The sequence below is a fragment of the Acinetobacter sp. 1542444 genome (assembly GCF_000581835.1).
GTDB lineage: Bacteria > Pseudomonadota > Gammaproteobacteria > Pseudomonadales > Moraxellaceae > Acinetobacter > Acinetobacter pittii.
The window spans coordinates 104,331-120,113 of sequence record NZ_JEYA01000002.1; the positions used below are offsets into that span (position 1 = coordinate 104,331).

Below are 15,783 nucleotides of genomic sequence, written 5' to 3' on the forward strand. Positions count from 1 at the left end.
CTTAAGCACATGGTGATCAATTTTACTTAATGCTAAAAATTGTCCATTCGCATTAAATGAACAATTATGAATAGGGTGACGTATATGATCACAGGGAATCATCAGCTTAAAGCAAGAAAGGTCCATTTCGATTTTACCGAATCATCGGTCTGTTGGATGCCGAATGATCCGCTATGCTCACATGTCGCCAATGGCATCAACATGCTCTTGCCGGCTGGTGAGTTTTGGTTTTGCCGTGTGTTTAATAAAACCCTACCCTTGATTACCGATGAAACATTAAAACAAGAAGTGATTGGCTTTGTCCGTCAAGAAGCTGCTCATGCACGTGCCCATGAAAAAGCACAGGACTTCTTACGTGAAAATGGTTACGACATTCAAGAAACACTCAACCGTGCCCATTTTGTTTTTAATATTTTGTTGGGTGACAAACCTCTAGGCATACCATTTTTAAAAGGCGAAAAGCTTGATGAATATTGGTTACTTTTCCGAGTAGGCGTGATTGCTGCAATCGAGCACTTTACGGGAACCATTGGTCAGTGGACGCTGGATAGTAAGACTTGGGACCAAGCTGACCCTGCTATGGCAGATTTGTTCCGTTGGCATTTGGCTGAAGAAGTAGAACATCGCTGTGTTGCTTACGATTTATTTGAACACCTTTTAACAAACAAGTTTGGATTTTATGTGTCGCGCCAAGTGATTATGGCGGCCGTTTTTCCACTGTTTATTTACTTCCTTGCTGACTTTGCCCGTAGTTTAGGTAAGCAAGATTTAGAACACGAAGATATTCAAAAATTGATGCGCCGTGGCTACTTCAAAATTATTCGTGAATTTGAAAAAACCGCAACTCGCTCAGACAACTTACCGACCATTAAATATTTGTGGAAAGCGACGTTAAGATGGGTTTCACCAAAATTTAACCCAATTCATGAAGGAGATACGGAGCAAGCTTTAGCTTATATGGCTCGCTCGCCTGCGGTTCAATATTTTGAAGGAATGGCGCAGGCCGCAAAACCTGTGTAATTGAACTAAGCGCTTATTTCAATACAAAGTAAAGCCTCTTTTTGGGAGGCTTTCTTTCGTTTAAGTATTATCTAGACCGACACAGATTAAAAAGAAACAATCGAACTAGCGCGCTTTCATCGATGCTGTTTTTTTCAAAAAGTCGGAACATTGCCCCGTCAATCATAAATAAAAACATGTAAGCGTCTTCGACTGAGGCGGTAGTTTTAACGGTTAAAAGCAGTTTATAAATTTCATTGATGAGCCAAGTTCGGTACTCAATCGTAACGCCATAGGCCTTGGGATAGACTCTTTTAATTTCAAACAATGCCTTAAAGGGTAAATGATATGGTCCTTCTAAACTCGCATGTAAAAAGTAAATTTGCTTAAGTTTATCCAGCACCATAAGTCCATTGTAAGAATAGAGAATGGAAAACACTTTGTCTTTTAGCGTGTCTTTTTGAAAACTGATACACCTCTCGATTAGCCGTTCTTTTGAGTGAAAGGCATTATAAAAAGTGGCTTTGGAAACTTTGGCTTCACTAATAATTCGGTCGACACCAACTTTATGAAACCCATATTGATTAAATAAGTCTTTTGCTACGTGAAGCACTTTTAATGCTTTAAAGGAAGATTGTAAATTTGGCATAGATATACCGCTTAAAATAATTTTTTGTTGTGTGTAAATGAGATAGAAATGCCGTCACTCTTAAAATGAGTGCTAAAAACAGGCATGCAAAAGCCGCACAAAATGGCGTGCTGACCTATCTCAAGTTTTATAGTTGCTGTGTTTTAGATTCTTAAGGTGTAGAAAACCTAGAGTCGATTGAACCGCTTTATAGATTGCTCGAGTGGTATGAATAGAGAGACTTTGGCAAAAGCCAATAAAGAAGAAATAGTACGCATAGCGGACTCCTTTGGGTATAAAGAAGCTTCACCACATTACTGTCAAATAATGGTGGCGAAACGAGAGAAGGTTGACAGACTGATACCCAAAAGATCAGCACACCCGAAGGTGTCCCCCTCCCGTTCCGCCGCAGAGGGGGCACGCAGGGATGCCCACAAAAAAGAGAGACTTTTTCGTGTGCTTTGGGTATGCGGCCTGTCAAAGCCGACTGGCAATGTGGCCAGCAAGCAAAGGATAATCGGAGGGGTTTTAGGTGTCAATGTGATATTGGCTACAAATAAAGCTTTAAAAACATGAGTAAAAAGATTTATTAATACCTTAGAGAATGCTTTTATTTTTTTAGATTTTAAAATGTAAGTAAAACTTAAAAATGCAATTCGTTATATTAATTCATTAAGACTTTGAATACCGAGTTTTACGCCATAGCTACCTTCACTATCGTTATCAAGCCAACCACCATTAATTAAAGCTGGCACAGTCTTATTTATCACTTTACCAGCTAATAGTTTGGCATCATTTCTACTTAAATAGCCAACTGTTAAACCGTTAATTTCAATTTTAACTGCGTTCTTGTCATAAGCATTAAAAGGTTCAGAAACAACTCTAGCCATTACTTCTACATATTTTGACTTTTCTTGTTTAGGCCCAGCAATCTTTCTTAAATTTGCTTGATAGGATTGCTCCCCAACAATATCAACTAAATAGACTATTGATCTTTCACCAGTGAGATTTTTCTTCTTATGTTTTTTACTTAATATTAAAAATAAAACCAATAAGCCAAATACTCCCAATATCATTTCCATTCTTTTTCCTCTTATTATTCATAAAAAATACAAAACTAAAGATATTAAAAAGAGTAAACCAGAAATCAGCTTACTCTTTCATACCCTTATTTAATGACAATGATGGTCACCAGTTTTACTATTCGTATGACATCCTTTAGAGTTTGTACCCCCAGAATGAGCATTAACCTGTGTAACTGCTAAACCGATTAGACAAATGAATAAAAGTTTTTTCATGAGTTTATTTCCTTCAAGTCGGAATTATAATTGAGTTTTTATTGTACAAAATAAAATTATTAAGCTTTGATAAAACAGATGAGTGACTTATAAACTTTAGTCTAGTTTCTATTTATAACTATTTTGTTGAAATATCCCTTTAAAAAGATAAACCATGAAAATTTGTATTGTAGGCCCTTCTGGCGCTGGTAAAACAACTATCACTAAGAAATTAGCTGATGAATTAAACATATCAACTTATGAGTTTGATGAGATCTACTGGAATATAAGTGGAACTGAGTTTATAAAGAATTCGGAAGAAGCAATCTCAAGTGGTACTCAAGAAATCGCCTTACAGGATAGCTGGATTGTAGAAGGAGCTTACGATAAACGCTTACTTCCATTACTTCTTGAATGCTCTTTAATTTTAAAAATGGAAGTTCCTTTTTATTTAAGAACAATAAGGCTTTTACAACGTTATTTAAAGTCTATAGTTACACGCAAGAAACCCAAAGAAACTCTAAAAAATACATTAGAGCTGATTTGGTTTTCACATAGTTTTGATAAACGTTTAGAAAAATTTCTGAGTAGTAATGCTCAACTCTCTAAAAAGACTATTCCTTTTAATAACTTTTCAAAAGCTATAAATATTATTCAGACTATTTTTAAAAACAATTAATTCATTTATGAAATCATGATGAAAGAACGGAGGTGGGTTGACAGACCAGTCATCTAGGAACTAGCACGCACTAAGCGTCCCGCCTCCGTTCCTCCGCAGAGAATAATAAGAGAGATTTCAAGTGTCAATCGGATATTGGGTGGATTTTTTGAAACTTATTTTCTATTTTAATTGGCAGATTATATTTGTTGATACACCGATAAAATGGATAATTAAATCCATCTTATCGGCTTGCTAGAATCGGTTTTTAAAACCTTATTTTTTATTGTTTAATATATTTTGGGAACTCTTTTAAAACCTTATGGCAAAAGTGACCCTGTGTATCCGCTTTCTTACGTTCTTCAAATTCCTTCATACCAAATTTCATAACCTCTCTACCGTATTTTTCACCAAGGTCATGTTTAGTACATTTTGCGGCAGCATCCTTTAACTCTTCTGAATAATAGTGATAATTACAATCAAGCTGAGCACGGCTTAAAAAACCATGCAGTTCCACTGCTTTCTCACACTGAGTTTGCTCTAGAAGATTTCTAGACTCTTGAGCAGCATAAATTGATGTTGCTAAGAATAAAGTGAAAATCGTTACTAAAATATTACGCATTATTTCCCCGACAAAGTTATTAAAAGTATTAGTGATAATATTGCGGGCGTATTAAATAATAATTATTTATAAGTGTCTATTAATAATAAAGAAAATGGGATAACCCTCCTCTCTTTTGAATACTTAATCACCTTAATAAAATTGGGTGATTAATTTTTATCAAGTGAATGATATTAAATTTGTTTTATAACCATCTTTAATATTATTCGAGTTAATCGGAAAAAGAGTTTTAGTGATATTTAATCCATTTCTAATCTACTAAAACCCTTATTCATAACACTACGTTAAAACCCTAATTTCTTAAAGACAAAATAACCCACATGGCTTTCAAAGCTACCGTCATTTTGAATTTTGAAATATTTCTTCACAAGGTCAGATGAACCTTCCTGCAAATAACGTAAAGTTTTGATTTGATCTTCAGGCGTTTTCATGCGCTTTACCCAACTATCAAAGTCTAACGAAAGCGTTTGTTTGTCTAGGCCGACTAAATCAAAGCCTGCATCTTCAATAAAATAGACCCACTCTTTCACACTATAGTTTCGTACATGACTTGGGTCTCGAATCGTTTCGATGGTCTGTAAAAATGTATCTAATATAGGCGAGCTAGAACTAATAATGTCTACAAAAATAACAATACCATCTGGCTTAAGCACGCGGTTTACTTCTTTCATGGCAGTCGGAACATGTTGCCAGTGATGCGCAGAATATCGGCTAATGACCACATCAAACTGCTGATCGCTAAAAGGCATGTCCTCAGCAATGCCCTGCTGCACAAAGATATTTTTTAATTTGCGTTGGCGCGCCGTCTTAGACACAGTGTCTAACATTTCATGAGATAAATCGTAAGCAAAAACAAGGTCCGCATGCGGAGCAACATTGTAGGAAACATGCCCACCACCACAGCCTAAATCAAGGACTACAGCTTTTTCAACTTTCTGAATTTCATTAATAAATTTATTAAATTCAATACCTTCAGAATGAGCTTGGCTATTTAAATAGTCGAGAGATTTATTTTGATATTGTTTTTGATTTATATCATGCTGGGTGATCATAACCTTGCTCCTCCTTTGTAATGGAATTACATTAAAGGAAAAGTTAGATAAAAAATAATGATTAGTTTTTCTTCAATTGATAAATAAAAGTTATTATTTGATTTGTTTTGATATGTCATGCCAGTTAATAAAAATAGATTTAAAGATTAATAAGAAATCCGCAAAGAGCACTGTTTAGTCACCCTTACTGAAACAGTGCTCTTTGCTCCATCCCAACCTCTATCCAGAAAGGTTCGATGCATAGAAATAGTGTATGTACCTTTTGCTCAAAATGTTTCCTGTATTTTTTAAAATTTTTAAACATTCACAGCATAAAAATGAAGTATATTAATTTTTATCAGAAGATTCTTCTTTGGTTTATATTTTGAACAGAACAGAATACACACTAGATCGTATAGATCGGAAAATTTTATCTGCATTACGTGGAAATGGCCGTTTAACTGTAGCTCAACTGGCCGAAGAAGTAGGTCTTTCATCTTCTCCATGCTGGACTCGACTGAAACGTCTGGAAACTTTAAAAATTATTGAAGGATATACGGTAAACGTAAACCAAAAAGCGATTGGCATTCATGAAGTCTTTTTTATTGAAATTACTTTAGAGCGCCATGATGACGAAATGCTAGAAAATTTCAGCGAAGCATTAGCAGATATACCTGAAGTAGTAGAAGCGCATCTCGTCACAGGTGACTACGATTATCTGGTTAAAGTGGCAGTCAAAGATGCTGACCATTACGAACGATTTTTAAGAAAGAAACTTTATTCAATTAAAGGAATACGCCACACTCGTTCGACCTTTGCCCTACGCCCTCTCAAATCTGCTAATACAGCCGATTTAATGTTAATTGAATAAAAAGGTTAAACGCTGACATTTAAATCTTTAATCTATTGATTTTAAAATCTTTATTAAGGGAAAACCTAGAAAATATAACAGATGATAGCTCTGTTATATTTTTTTTAAAAAATTCTGTATCTATGATTACAGCCTTCACTTCTTCAAAATGTAATTAATCTGAATTGGAGGCATCGCCATGAACATTTTGAAGAAAAAAAATAAGGCCAGTTTTGTATTCTTTATTATTACTCTCTACTCGTTTATTGGGTTTGGCTTAGGCTTCGTTATTTGGGAATACTTTTTAAAAGCCTAGTTTGCTAAAGAATACTTAACTCACCTCAGTAATAATTTCTGAAGTGATTTCTTTACTACGATGATATGCTGCCTTCATAGCTAAACGTATATCATCAGATAGATTTCCTAGTTCAAACATTCTGAGTGCTGATTCGGTAATCCCGTTAGCCAAGGTCACCTTACCACACAGATCCGCTGGCGGGACATTACTTTTACGGACCATTTCAACTGCGCCGCTAGCCGCTTGGAGTGCTAAATCTAGAGCAAATTGTTTATCAAGTCCTAAAGAAACCCCTGTCTTTATCATGCTGTCTAAAATATAGAAAAAGTAAGCAGGTCCAGAACCAGACAAAGCAATAATTGCGTCTGACTGCGTTTCAGACGGCGCCCAAAAAGTCTGACCCGTTGCAGAGTACAGCATTTCGATTAGGTCTTTATCAAGCTGGTCCATTTGCTCTGAAGCAATAAGCACATGTGTCCCCGTATGCGTCAGCACTGGTGGATTTGAAATTACACGAACAATTTTTTTTGAACCCGTAAAACGAGTCAAGTTTGCAATATCTACTCCCGCCATCATAGAAACTATGATTTTACTGGCTAACCATTTTTTTAGCGGTATAAGTATCTCTTTTAACTGTTTAGGCTCTAGTAGCAAAACAACAATTTCAGCTTTCTTTAGTCCATTTTCTTTTTGCTTCAAAGCATTTGTATCATTAATCTTTTTCTCTTCAATGAGGTGTATTTTTTCTTTTTGAAATCCTTTTAAAACCAACCCTCCTATTAACGCTAAAGCTAAATTACTACTGCCAATAAAACAAATATTAGGTTGTACTGCATTTAACATTTAAAATGTTTTCCTTTCTTAAGAGAGGTTTATAACAACAAATATTATCTATAATTTAATTATGTATATTGAATTAATGATGGCCGTCTGAATAAAGAACCCACTTTAATAAAATATATTATTAAAGTGGGTTTTGTTTTATTCGCGCAATAAATAAAACAACTTTAGATTAAGCCTAATGTATTACTATTGTTAGTAAATACCACTAAAAAAATGTTAATCTATGTAACATATACAAGAGTATTGTAAAAAAATCTGTAACGAATTTTATTAAGCTAATATAAAGAATATCTATTACTTAATAAGAAAATCATTAAACGAAAACAAGACACTGAAGTGTTCTAGTTCAAACAACTAAAGAGTTTCTTTCTTGTTCGCTAAAATTCTCTCGGCTTTTCTGATGGCCTGTTGTAAATCAATATCTTCGCACACCCAAAAGGTAAAAATTTTTCCAAATAGGTGGAAATGCTGTTTAACATACTGAGAGCTATTGTCCGAATAGTGCTCTTCTATCTTAAAAAAATCATTATGATTTTCTATCTTTTGACCGTCTAAAATACCGCCAATACAAATATCCATTTTAGTACCATACACCTAATTACTTATATTTTAAAAAAAATTTAGAAGCACTTTTAAGAGCATATTTTTATTCTGCTTTTTATTTTTAAAGATAAGTTTAATTAAAACTTATAAAAAACCCACAAGATAGAGTGGGTTTTTAAACTCTTCTAAAGCGCTTTAGCTTTAAACATATTCTATTTAAATAATATATTTAAAACAACTCTAGTCGCTCTATGAAGTTATGAATTCTGAAGAATCACAATATTTGAAGCTTGTGGGCCTTTTTTACCCTGTACTACAGTAAACTCAACACGTTGGCCTTCTAAGAGAACTTTAAAACCTTGTGTTTGAATATCGGTAAAATGAGCGAAAATATCCTTACCTTCATCAGCCGCAATAAAACCAAAACCTTTAGTTTCATTGAACCATTTTACTGTACCAGTAGAAGTAGACATATATTTATCCTAAATTTTAAAATATTATAACTTATTATTGGGGAAACCAATTTAACTAAAAAATAGACGTGAAAACTTAAATATCTGAATGAACCGAAGACTTATAAATAAAACTGCGAAATAGAAATTTATGATGACAAGAATATTTTGTTAGTTATGCTCGACTATACACGCTTCAAAATCATTTGCAATCGATATTCAAAATAATTAAAGCAAGAAAAATTTTATAGTGTTGACTCAACATCTTTCATCTTGATTTGATTAAAGATCCTTTCAATTAAAAATCTAATATTCTATATTTTAATTGAAAGAAGTACTTTTAATTCTTGAGTTACTGACGCCATTAATAGAATTTCTGTTCACCAGCAGGGCGTGTTTTAAAGCGTCGGTGAAACCACATGTATTGTGTAGGGGCAATGCGAATTTGGTTTTCAATAATCTTGTTTACCCTTTCAGCGTCACTGACTTCACAGCCACTTGGGAAATTTTCTAATTTAGGTTCTACTAAAACATGATATTGCGGATTACGAATATCACCACTACGGTAAAAATATAAAGGCACGGCTGCTGCTTTTGAGATATCCATTAGTCTGCGATGCGCTGTAACAGTGGCTGCCTGAATACCGAAAAATGATGCCATTACGCCTTGTTTTAAGCCAAAATCCTGATCTGGGCTATACCATATCGCATGACCATGTTTAAGGTTTTGTATGAGTCCACGCATGTTGTCTCGAGCAATTTGGTTTTTATACACTCGCGCACGACTACGATGAATCAGAAAATCTAAAAACGGATTGTTTTGAGGTCGGTAAACCACGTCCATATTAAAGAATAAAGTACACGCCGCTCCACCTGCATCTAAAAGCGTACTGTGGGTACCTAATAAAAGTACGCCATTTTCCTGATTATTGGTTAAATTTTCTAAACCATCTATGTGGACACGGCTTTTAAACCAATTTGGGCAATACCAAGCATTTAGAGCCTCAAATACACCCGTTAAAGTATCAACAAAAACCTGTTTAGCTTTTGCCTCAATTTGCAAAGGTGTTTTTTCTGGAAAACATGCTTGTAAATTACGTAGTGTCGTTTTTCTTCGAGAACTTAAAGATTTCCACGCTATTTTTGATAGAAAATCAGCAAGGCGCCATTGAATAGCCCAGGGTAACATCGCAAATAACATTAGAATAAAAGCTAAAAACCATATACCCCAATATTTAAACGCTAAAAAGGAAAATTGAAACTCGCGAGATTTAAACTGCCGTTCATTTTTCGTCATACTATAGATTTCTTGAGGTATAGACTTAGTATACTAACATGCTCAATTTTTAACGTTGTGTGTTTATGTTGCTTTCACTTTTATAGTTTTATATGCCCTATTTATTTATACAAATCTATATTTTAAATATTTAATCTATTTAAGGCTTAAATATACATAACCTTCTGTATACAACGATTATTTTCTCATTTAAAGTAACCGCACAATCTTGCCTCAATTGATAAATAGGATATATCAGCGTGAGCGGTCTTTTAGTATTTATAACAATAGCATTTCTTACCCTATTAAGCCCAGGACCGGGAGTTTTATTTACTGTCACAAATTCAATTAACTATGGTGTTAAAACTGCTTTGTTTGGAATAAGTGGTTTAATTATTGGTATGTTTGTAATTGCTGTAATTTCTGCCAGCGGTGTAGGACTTATTATTACTAGCAACCCTACTATTTTTACGGTTTTAAAGTTTATTGGTGCATTTTATTTAATGTATCTCGGATATAAAAACTTCACTAAAAAACTTGCAACCCAAGAGTTAATGACCGATCAACAAAAAGATAAAGCTGTAAGTAAATCTAAATTGTTTTATCAGGGCCTATTTGCATCTTTGCTTAATCCTAAAACAATCGTATTTTTTATCGCACTCTTCCCTCAATTTATTGATATCAAGAAAGAGATTTTAAATCAATTTTTAATTCTTTCTTTAACCTTTTGTTTTATTGGTTTTTTAATTCATTTAGTTTACGCAAACTTCTCTTCAATTTTTAAAGAGAAAATGTTAGCTGGAAATAATTTCACGATACTCAATAAAATTAGTGGTGCTATTTTCTTTCTACTTGCCATTTTACTCATCATACAATAAAGCATTGCTCGACCTATTGTTTGTTAAAAAGCCTTAACTCGTGGTTAGGCTTTTTAACTCATTAGATCTTTAAACATGTTCTCTTCTAATACATTTTAGAGTGTTACTCTGTTTAATATCCAACCATAAAAGAAATCTTCGTAGTTAGGGTTGTTCTCGGTAATTTCAATATAATGCTGCCCTTGCATAATATTTAAAATACGCACGAGTACTTTTTCACCCTCTTTATTACGTCTATTTAAGTAGGTCGCCAGTGCTTGCAAAGTTAGAGGCCCGTACTGGCCATCTACCGCAAGGTTTGGCCAACCTTCCTTCCCCTCCTTATTCAGCAGATTTAAAGCACGTTGTAATAAAGGCTTTGTAAAATTGACGCCACAATTTATAGCTGTATCCAGTAACTCTTCTGCAATAGCTGGGCTAATTGCATTAATCTGGTCAAACTGGGGTTCAAGCCAGTATTTTTGTTTATAAATAGATTTAGCGACGCTTAAGGGCAAGTCTTGCATGTTGCCTTGATATCCGTTCGATCGAGCGACTGCTTCTGTAATGCCAAATTTAGTCGCATGGCCATGATCTGATGGATGGTTAACATACCCGCCTTCACGGCTGATAACTTTTTCTAAATATTGATCAATATTCATTTTATTCTACCTTTATATTTAAAGCTGTCTTTAGCTATTTTGAAGATCATCTTTTGCTTTTTTTAGATCTTTGATGACCTCTACAATCGTTTTACCTTCTTGTTTATTGATGAAGTTAAATATCCATCTCACAATAGCCCAGCCCGGTAAACCACATATGAAGAAGAATCCAGATAGGGTGATCATTCCCCAAATATCGGATACCCATTCATGCAGGTTCCATTTCATAATAATGAATGAGCCGCCTGTCAGGCTTGAAACTACTGTACAGATGAGAGCAACAATCCATTCTTGTGGAGAACGAGGAAAACGCATCATTAATACAACTGCGACAACTAAGCTGACTGCCAGAGCCACCATAATTGCAATACTATAAAAATTTAAAAATGTGGCTAACCCACTGCTAGAAACTGTTTCCATAACTTTGTCCTGCGCTAAAGGGTAAAACTTGAAAACTCATTACGTTGACTAGTTTGTGGTTTTCAATGTTTATTAATCCCTTCGTTTTCTTTATTACAGTCAATAAAAAACACTAACGCTTTAAAGCAGCGCTAAATTGCAAGACGAACTTATCCTTGACCCCATTTATTTCAGGGGTCCGAGAAAGAATGTTTGTATGCTAAAGCCTGTTAGTGTGCACCGTTTAAGGCTTGTTCAATCAACTCAATCACTGTGATTGCACCAATCGCTTTTTGCATAGAGACTTGATCATCGAATTCGAATGCGTCATCTTCAAGCTCATTTACAATCTGCTTGGCCTCCTCAAGTGCCCTTTTTATTTTTTGTACCTTATATTTGTTTACGTCTTTGGCAATTGTCGGGATATACCCTCCACGTTTTGCATTTTTAAGTTGTTTAGCTCTGTTCTGCATTGCTGTAGTCATTCACTATCTCCAACTCAATGTACTCGTTAGTAAGGCGTCTTTATCGTTTGTTATTCTTGAGGTTTTGATACATTCTTTGAGCAATATAGCTAAGCTATGGCTACAAATGTGTGTTCAAAACGTTTCATCTGGTACAACAATCATAAAGAACCAAACTATCTGCAATTAAGCCACTAATTTATAAATAAATATTTCCTTTTCTAAAAATGTAAAAAAGTATTAAATTTTGTGGATTTAAGCTTTTTACACGCCTTAATTTTTTGACCAAAAAGTTCATATAAGGCTTTGCCGTATATCGGAAACTTTTGTTAGGTCTCACAATCTTTGTTAAATTCTTCATGTTCTTGATACCCTTTATCGACGAACATTAAGCCTGATCCACGGAATCGGGCTTTTTTTTATTCCAATTTTTGTTTTGATAGCCTGTTTGCAAATAATAATTCAGCTATCTCCCTTTTATTCTGCTACCTCTAGAAACAAAATAAATTTAGCTTCCATCTCAAAGCTTTGATAAAGCGATAAATAGTGACTTAGGCACCACTTAAATTTTCTCTATTCATCTTGAGATATAACTGATATTATAACTATAGTTATTATTAGTCAATAACTATAGTTGTTTTACTCTATATAACTTAAGTTATATATTTGTTATAAGTTTACTGGTGTAACCATTATGGCTCTTAAAGACCGTTTAAAAGACTCTAGAATTAAAGCCAAAAAAACTCAGGCTGAAGTGGCAGAAGCTGTAAAGATGTCACAACCTGCCTATCAGGCTTTAGAGTCAGGGAAAAATTTAAAATCTGCATTTCTTCCTTTAATTGCCCAATTTTTAGGAGTGGATGGTTATTGGTTAACGACTGGGAATACTGAAGACTCTTTTAGAGAAAGTGATGTATTTAGCCCGACTGTGGTGAGTGCAGAATCTACCGATCAATATGTTTGGATTGAAGTTGTAGAAGCTAACTTTTCTTGCGGGACCGGCGAATCTATTGAATTTCACTTTGATGCTATTAATGGAAAAATTCCATTCCCTACTTCATTCTTTAAAGAAAAACGTGTTGCACAAGAATGCATGCGTATTATTAAAGCTAAAGGCGACAGCATGACCGACTACATTAAAGATGGAGATTTGGTCGGCATTGATATCTCACAGACTGAAGTCATTGATGGCGAGATTTATGCGGTTTACTTTGCCGGTGAAGGAATGATTAAACAGATTTTTAAAGAGGCAGATGGTTCTTTAATTTTGCACAGTTTAAATGAAAAATTTAGAGATCGACGTGTCACTGAAGAGAACGGTAAAAACTTTAAGGTTATGGGGCGACAGTTCTGGCGAGCAGGCTAATTTAGTTATTAAATATAATTAAAATAATAATACGAGCTTTTTTAATCCTTTCAGCCTTTTTATAACTTTAATTATTTATATAACATTATTTATATAACGTATAGACATAAAAAAACCTATCTCCTTTAAAAGAGATAGGTTCTCTCGCTTTATTACCATGGTTTTATCAACAATATGTATTTAAACGATAAAGTTGATTAAACCCGGTATAGAAGCTTTTACCATCTTGGTTTAACTCAATTTCTTCACCAGATTGAAGTTGAATTTTTTTACCAACTTCGACCCAACGATATCCATCGAGAGAGTTTTGTTTACGCACATGAGGAACAATCCTCACATTAATTTCGTTGCCATTTACGGCTGTGGCAATGTGCCACTCATTTACTATATTCACAATCATTCACTCATCACTGAGCTCATGTGATTTTACGGTATGTAATTAGAACGCTAGATTTAGGGTATGGACATTTCGTCTAGAATTTAATATTTAGCTTTATATAGGGTTATTTATAAGCTAATTGCTTTTCATAATTTTCGTATTATGAAAAGTGGTACATCACAGAGCATAATATTTTTGGATGCGGGAGTCGGATTTGAACCAACGACCTTCGGGTTATGAGCCCGACGAGCTACCAGACTGCTCCACCCCGCAATTGGAAGTAAGCTTTATACGCTCATATATTTTATAAAGCAAACTTTATTTTTTAATCGGTTGTAATTATTAACAATTCTCTTTTTATTATTTTTTCATTTTAACCATTCAGTCTAAATTCACCTATCAATTTCAATTTTTAATTCTTTAAATTGTTGTATTTATTTTAAATAGAACCCGATATTCATAGACAACAATTGCCTTGGTTGGATGGCTTTTATACTATCTAGTTTGGCCCTTTAATTTTTAGTTCGTATGTCTGAACCTCAGTTTTCCCTTAGTGAATATCTCGGCACAGTTCAGGAAGTCATACGTGTGGCTTTTGATGAGCCAGTTTGGGTAAAAGCAGAAATTCGAAATTTAAATATTAAGGGCGGTCATTACTATTTAGAGCTCGCAGAAAAAGATGCAGAGACTGATAAAGTTATTGCCAGCTGTAAAGCCACAATCTGGAAATTTTCAGCGAGTAAAATTGTTTTAAAGTTCGAACGTGAAACTGGGATTGAGATTTCAAGTGATTTAAATGTACTCATCAAAATTAGAGCACGTTTTGATCCTCAATATGGATTTTCGGTCAACATTGAAGAGATTGACTCAAGCTTTACATTGGGTGAAATTGCTAAACGTTATCAGCAAATTATTGAACGACTTACTCAAGAAGGTTTAATCCATAAAAATAAACTTCTTCCCACTCCTTTTGATATTCAAAATGTTTTAGTCATTGCTCCTCAAAATGCTGCAGGCCTTGGTGACTTTAAAAAAGATGCAGATGCACTTGAGCGAAATGGGGTTTGTCATTTTGTGTATCACACCGCTACTTTTCAAGGAAACACGGCTGCAACCAGTTTGATTGAATCTTTAGCTTCAGGTTTAAGACAATGGGCCAGCGCGTTTAGCTTTCCACCTAATTTGATTGTGATTATTCGCGGTGGTGGATCGGTGAATGATTTAGCTTATTTAAATGATTATGAACTTGCCGCCCTCCTTTGCAAACGCACTGTACCCATTTGGGTAGGCATCGGGCATGAAAAAGACCGTACTATTCTTGATGAAATTGCGCATCGCTCATTTGATACACCCAGTAAAGTGATTGCTGGTATCCGAAACCACATTGTTGAACGCGTACAAGAAGCAGTAGATAGCCTGCAAACTATTAAGCTTCTTTCTCAGCATCAAATCACGACCTATCAAAGCAAGAATGATCAGCTGCTTCATCAGATTAAGTCATCCGCACAGAATCAACTTAGCTCGGCACATCGTTTGCTTGACCAGATGAAAGAACGTATTCAGTTTAGTTCTCAGCAACAAGTTAAATTTTCATTAGCCCAAATCGAATCTTTGATGAAAGAAATTCTTTTGCAAAACCCGAAACAGGTTCAGGCCAAGGGCTATGCAATTGTTAGATCAGAAGGAAAAGCGATTCGCTCTATACACCAAATTTCAAGCCCCGCCCTTGCTATTGAGATGCAAGATGGTGTGGTTGAAGCCAACATTACGCAGGTAATTCCAAATGAAGAATGAAGAATTAACGTTTAAAGAGGGTCATGACATTTTGAAGAAAAATGCCGAATTACTTGAATCTCAGGAAAACCCGGATATCGATAATTTAATGAAAATTGTTGAAGAATCTATTACGGCTTATAAAGCATGCAAGTCACGTATTGAAGCCGTTCAACAAGCTCTAGATGAGACATTTAAAGAATAAAAAAAGCCCACTCCTACTTCTCATTGAAGGAATGGGCTTAGTGAAATCCACTTAATCCTGAAATGCAAAAATGTGGATTAGGTCACATTTTTACACAGGCATAGTCCCATAACCATTTTAGATGTTCAATATTTTAATTGTGTCTATACGTTAGTTTGGCTTAATTTTCACCATCTCTTAACTAAATGACTTCTATTAAGA

21 protein-coding genes and 1 tRNA gene are annotated in these 15,783 nt (G+C 34.6%); 8 read left to right on the forward strand and 14 right to left on the reverse strand.

Going from position 1 to position 15,783, the window contains the following annotated elements; genetic code table 11:
* Nucleotides 1-84: 84 nt before the first annotated feature.
* On the forward strand, nt 85-1,020 hold the full coding sequence (locus J580_RS09505) for a metal-dependent hydrolase (RefSeq protein WP_017481400.1): 936 nt from the start codon (nt 85-87) through the stop codon (nt 1,018-1,020).
* A 67-nt stretch (nt 1,021-1,087) separates the two neighbouring features.
* Here the strand turns inward: J580_RS09505 and J580_RS09510 are convergent, their stop codons facing one another.
* The 3 genes from J580_RS09510 to J580_RS23985 form a co-directional block, all read right to left on the reverse strand.
* Entirely contained in the window at nt 1,088-1,648 is a 561-nt protein-coding gene (locus tag J580_RS09510) for a TetR/AcrR family transcriptional regulator (protein WP_032003982.1), read from the reverse strand.
* A 638-nt stretch (nt 1,649-2,286) separates the two neighbouring features.
* Nucleotides 2,287-2,709, reverse strand: coding sequence for a hypothetical protein (locus tag J580_RS09520; RefSeq protein WP_032003983.1), 423 nt, complete (start codon nt 2,707-2,709; stop codon nt 2,287-2,289).
* A gap of 90 nt (nt 2,710-2,799) precedes the next feature.
* Nucleotides 2,800-2,925: a YHYH domain-containing protein gene (locus tag J580_RS23985; RefSeq protein WP_005076872.1), complete on the reverse strand. Its 126-nt coding sequence runs from the start codon at nt 2,923-2,925 to the stop codon at nt 2,800-2,802.
* Nucleotides 2,926-3,079: 154 nt separating this feature from the next.
* Here J580_RS23985 and J580_RS09525 point away from each other — a divergent pair, with 154 nt between their 5' ends.
* Nucleotides 3,080-3,583: an AAA family ATPase gene (locus J580_RS09525; RefSeq protein WP_032003984.1), complete on the forward strand. Its 504-nt coding sequence runs from the start codon at nt 3,080-3,082 to the stop codon at nt 3,581-3,583.
* A 262-nt stretch (nt 3,584-3,845) separates the two neighbouring features.
* Here the strand turns inward: J580_RS09525 and J580_RS09530 are convergent, their stop codons facing one another.
* Together J580_RS09530 and J580_RS09535 are read right to left on the reverse strand one after the other, a co-directional pair.
* A complete protein-coding gene (locus tag J580_RS09530) occupies nt 3,846-4,184 on the reverse strand; it encodes a hypothetical protein (protein WP_002117449.1) in 339 nt (112 codons plus the stop codon).
* Nucleotides 4,185-4,468: 284 nt separating this feature from the next.
* Entirely contained in the window at nt 4,469-5,236 is a 768-nt protein-coding gene (locus tag J580_RS09535) for a class I SAM-dependent methyltransferase (RefSeq protein WP_032003986.1), read from the reverse strand.
* A gap of 364 nt (nt 5,237-5,600) precedes the next feature.
* On the opposite strand from J580_RS09535, the gene J580_RS09540 reads away from it, so the two are divergent.
* Complete coding sequence (locus J580_RS09540) at nt 5,601-6,086, forward strand: Lrp/AsnC family transcriptional regulator (protein ID WP_031944142.1); 486 nt, start codon at nt 5,601-5,603, stop codon at nt 6,084-6,086.
* Nucleotides 6,087-6,264: 178 nt separating this feature from the next.
* Nucleotides 6,265-6,381: a hypothetical protein gene (locus J580_RS23015; protein WP_002117441.1), complete on the forward strand. Its 117-nt coding sequence runs from the start codon at nt 6,265-6,267 to the stop codon at nt 6,379-6,381.
* Nucleotides 6,382-6,396: 15 nt separating this feature from the next.
* Here J580_RS23015 and J580_RS09545 read toward each other — a convergent pair whose 3' ends face one another.
* From J580_RS09545 to J580_RS09560, 4 genes are all read right to left on the reverse strand, one after another.
* Nucleotides 6,397-7,206: a pyrroline-5-carboxylate reductase family protein gene (locus tag J580_RS09545; RefSeq protein ID WP_032003987.1), complete on the reverse strand. Its 810-nt coding sequence runs from the start codon at nt 7,204-7,206 to the stop codon at nt 6,397-6,399.
* A 354-nt stretch (nt 7,207-7,560) separates the two neighbouring features.
* A complete protein-coding gene (locus tag J580_RS09550) occupies nt 7,561-7,785 on the reverse strand; it encodes a hypothetical protein (RefSeq protein ID WP_005076883.1) in 225 nt (74 codons plus the stop codon).
* A 221-nt stretch (nt 7,786-8,006) separates the two neighbouring features.
* Nucleotides 8,007-8,222 carry a cold-shock protein gene (locus J580_RS09555; protein ID WP_005070223.1) on the reverse strand — a complete coding sequence of 72 codons (216 nt, stop codon included), beginning with the start codon at nt 8,220-8,222 and terminating at the stop codon, nt 8,007-8,009.
* Nucleotides 8,223-8,565: 343 nt separating this feature from the next.
* A complete protein-coding gene (locus tag J580_RS09560) occupies nt 8,566-9,498 on the reverse strand; it encodes a lauroyl acyltransferase (protein ID WP_032003988.1) in 933 nt (310 codons plus the stop codon).
* Between the two features lie 239 nt (nt 9,499-9,737).
* Between J580_RS09560 and J580_RS09565 the strand changes: the two genes are divergently transcribed.
* Nucleotides 9,738-10,355, forward strand: a complete 618-nt coding sequence (locus J580_RS09565; protein ID WP_032003989.1) for a LysE family translocator — start codon at nt 9,738-9,740, stop codon at nt 10,353-10,355.
* 95 nt (nt 10,356-10,450) lie between these two features.
* On the opposite strand, the gene J580_RS09570 is transcribed toward J580_RS09565, so the two are convergent.
* From J580_RS09570 to J580_RS09580, 3 genes are all read right to left on the reverse strand, one after another.
* Entirely contained in the window at nt 10,451-10,996 is a 546-nt protein-coding gene (locus tag J580_RS09570) for a glycoside hydrolase family 108 protein (protein ID WP_032003990.1), read from the reverse strand.
* 30 nt (nt 10,997-11,026) lie between these two features.
* Nucleotides 11,027-11,416, reverse strand: coding sequence for a hypothetical protein (locus J580_RS09575; protein ID WP_002119864.1), 390 nt, complete (start codon nt 11,414-11,416; stop codon nt 11,027-11,029).
* Between the two features lie 209 nt (nt 11,417-11,625).
* Nucleotides 11,626-11,880: a hypothetical protein gene (locus J580_RS09580; protein WP_002119927.1), complete on the reverse strand. Its 255-nt coding sequence runs from the start codon at nt 11,878-11,880 to the stop codon at nt 11,626-11,628.
* 673 nt (nt 11,881-12,553) lie between these two features.
* Here J580_RS09580 and J580_RS09585 point away from each other — a divergent pair.
* Nucleotides 12,554-13,225, forward strand: coding sequence for an XRE family transcriptional regulator (locus J580_RS09585; protein WP_032003991.1), 672 nt, complete (start codon nt 12,554-12,556; stop codon nt 13,223-13,225).
* A 166-nt stretch (nt 13,226-13,391) separates the two neighbouring features.
* Here the strand turns inward: J580_RS09585 and J580_RS09590 are convergent, their stop codons facing one another.
* Both J580_RS09590 and J580_RS09595 read right to left on the reverse strand, forming a co-directional pair.
* The gene (locus J580_RS09590) at nt 13,392-13,625 is read right to left on the reverse strand and encodes a hypothetical protein (protein ID WP_005070233.1); all 234 of its coding nucleotides are present in this window, start codon (nt 13,623-13,625) and stop codon (nt 13,392-13,394) included.
* A gap of 175 nt (nt 13,626-13,800) precedes the next feature.
* Nucleotides 13,801-13,877, reverse strand: a tRNA-Met gene (locus J580_RS09595).
* A 255-nt stretch (nt 13,878-14,132) separates the two neighbouring features.
* Between J580_RS09595 and xseA the strand changes: the two genes are divergently transcribed.
* Both xseA and xseB read left to right on the forward strand, forming a co-directional pair.
* Complete coding sequence (gene xseA, locus J580_RS09600) at nt 14,133-15,398, forward strand: exodeoxyribonuclease VII large subunit (RefSeq protein ID WP_032003993.1); 1,266 nt, start codon at nt 14,133-14,135, stop codon at nt 15,396-15,398.
* Nucleotides 15,388-15,582, forward strand: a complete 195-nt coding sequence (gene xseB, locus J580_RS09605) for an exodeoxyribonuclease VII small subunit (protein WP_032003995.1) — start codon at nt 15,388-15,390, stop codon at nt 15,580-15,582. The genes xseA and xseB overlap by 11 nt, the downstream gene beginning before the upstream one ends.
* The last annotated feature ends 201 nt before the right edge of the window (nt 15,583-15,783 follow it).

What these genes read in the sequence shown, in the direction of transcription:
- J580_RS09505 (WP_017481400.1), top strand. Translation starts at nt 85, where the DNA reads ATGATCACAGGGAATCATCAGCTTAAAGCAAGAAAGGTCCATTTCGAT.
- J580_RS09510 (WP_032003982.1), bottom strand. Translation starts at nt 1,648, where the DNA reads ATGCCAAATTTACAATCTTCCTTTAAAGCATTAAAAGTGCTTCACGTA.
- J580_RS09520 (WP_032003983.1), bottom strand. Translation starts at nt 2,709, where the DNA reads ATGGAAATGATATTGGGAGTATTTGGCTTATTGGTTTTATTTTTAATA.
- J580_RS23985 (WP_005076872.1), bottom strand. Translation starts at nt 2,925, where the DNA reads ATGAAAAAACTTTTATTCATTTGTCTAATCGGTTTAGCAGTTACACAG.
- J580_RS09525 (WP_032003984.1), top strand. Translation starts at nt 3,080, where the DNA reads ATGAAAATTTGTATTGTAGGCCCTTCTGGCGCTGGTAAAACAACTATC.
- J580_RS09530 (WP_002117449.1), bottom strand. Translation starts at nt 4,184, where the DNA reads ATGCGTAATATTTTAGTAACGATTTTCACTTTATTCTTAGCAACATCA.
- J580_RS09535 (WP_032003986.1), bottom strand. Translation starts at nt 5,236, where the DNA reads ATGATCACCCAGCATGATATAAATCAAAAACAATATCAAAATAAATCT.
- J580_RS23015 (WP_002117441.1), top strand. Translation starts at nt 6,265, where the DNA reads ATGAACATTTTGAAGAAAAAAAATAAGGCCAGTTTTGTATTCTTTATT.
- J580_RS09545 (WP_032003987.1), bottom strand. Translation starts at nt 7,206, where the DNA reads ATGTTAAATGCAGTACAACCTAATATTTGTTTTATTGGCAGTAGTAAT.
- J580_RS09550 (WP_005076883.1), bottom strand. Translation starts at nt 7,785, where the DNA reads ATGGATATTTGTATTGGCGGTATTTTAGACGGTCAAAAGATAGAAAAT.
- J580_RS09555 (WP_005070223.1), bottom strand. Translation starts at nt 8,222, where the DNA reads ATGTCTACTTCTACTGGTACAGTAAAATGGTTCAATGAAACTAAAGGT.
- J580_RS09560 (WP_032003988.1), bottom strand. Translation starts at nt 9,498, where the DNA reads ATGACGAAAAATGAACGGCAGTTTAAATCTCGCGAGTTTCAATTTTCC.
- J580_RS09570 (WP_032003990.1), bottom strand. Translation starts at nt 10,996, where the DNA reads ATGAATATTGATCAATATTTAGAAAAAGTTATCAGCCGTGAAGGCGGG.
- J580_RS09575 (WP_002119864.1), bottom strand. Translation starts at nt 11,416, where the DNA reads ATGGAAACAGTTTCTAGCAGTGGGTTAGCCACATTTTTAAATTTTTAT.
- J580_RS09580 (WP_002119927.1), bottom strand. Translation starts at nt 11,880, where the DNA reads ATGACTACAGCAATGCAGAACAGAGCTAAACAACTTAAAAATGCAAAA.
- J580_RS09585 (WP_032003991.1), top strand. Translation starts at nt 12,554, where the DNA reads ATGGCTCTTAAAGACCGTTTAAAAGACTCTAGAATTAAAGCCAAAAAA.
- J580_RS09590 (WP_005070233.1), bottom strand. Translation starts at nt 13,625, where the DNA reads ATGATTGTGAATATAGTAAATGAGTGGCACATTGCCACAGCCGTAAAT.
- xseA (WP_032003993.1), top strand. Translation starts at nt 14,133, where the DNA reads ATGTCTGAACCTCAGTTTTCCCTTAGTGAATATCTCGGCACAGTTCAG.
- xseB (WP_032003995.1), top strand. Translation starts at nt 15,388, where the DNA reads ATGAAGAATGAAGAATTAACGTTTAAAGAGGGTCATGACATTTTGAAG.